The sequence below is a fragment of the Gluconobacter sp. P5H9_a genome, assembly GCF_018812085.1.
Lineage (GTDB): Bacteria > Pseudomonadota > Alphaproteobacteria > Acetobacterales > Acetobacteraceae > Gluconobacter.
Genome location: NZ_JACRVW010000058.1, coordinates 1 through 614, shown reverse-complemented (window position 1 = coordinate 614; position 614 = coordinate 1). Strand labels below are relative to the sequence as shown.

2 protein-coding genes are annotated in these 614 nt (G+C 54.2%); both read right to left on the bottom strand.

Annotated elements, in window-relative coordinates; all coding sequences use genetic code 11:
* Positions 1-175: 175 nt before the first annotated feature.
* The gene (locus tag KP708_RS15465; protein WP_371823803.1) at positions 176-394 is read right to left on the bottom strand and encodes a type II toxin-antitoxin system RelE/ParE family toxin; all 219 of its coding nucleotides are present in this window, start codon (positions 392-394) and stop codon (positions 176-178) included.
* A gap of 2 nt (positions 395-396) precedes the next feature.
* Positions 397-576 carry a CopG family transcriptional regulator gene (locus KP708_RS15460; RefSeq protein ID WP_252348113.1) on the bottom strand — a complete coding sequence of 60 codons (180 nt, stop codon included), beginning with the start codon at positions 574-576 and terminating at the stop codon, positions 397-399.
* Positions 577-614: the final 38 nt, after the last annotated feature.

Sequence of the window (614 nt, the reverse complement as noted above, 5' to 3'; positions counted from 1 at the left end):
GTATGTTACAGGTCACGAAAATGGGGCAGCTTCCCCACTACCCCAGAGGACCTGCCTCATATTTTAGTAGGCATCACTCAGCCCAAGTAAACCCAACTCGATACGAGTTAGCGGTCTATCGGTCTTGAGACCTGTGCCAGATGCGCAGTATTTCGACCGTTGAATCTGCGATGCGCTAGACGATTMCATACGGCCAGCCGGACACCATTTCTCGCGTGCCAGGGACAAGGCCCGGTCGGCCTCGTTCCGGTAGATATTCGAGACGGTCACAGGCTGCGACTATCTGAATAGCAACACGGCTTGCTGCTGCGGGGTTTTCTTCCCCTATGTGAKTTCTAATACTTTGGAGGTCATCGACCGCTGGATCGGTAATATCAACGATGAAATTTTGCACGATTACCCGCGCTGTGGTGCAGGTTGTTCGTGTTCCGTACCCCAAGAGAGGAGCCAGTTACGCACCTCAGAATAGGGACGCTTGCGCCCTTCATCTGCGGCGCGGATTCCGTCTCGAACGGCGTCAGCAAAAGCTGTCGTCTCGGCGTCGTCATGCTGGACAATCGGGTGTGCGCTCATCATGCCGCTCCTGTCGCTCAATCAAGTTCAGACATTGATAC

Coding starts and splice junctions, on each gene's coding strand:
- KP708_RS15460 (WP_252348113.1), bottom strand. CDS start 576: ATGATGAGCGCACACCCGATTGTCCAGCATGACGACGCCGAGACGACA.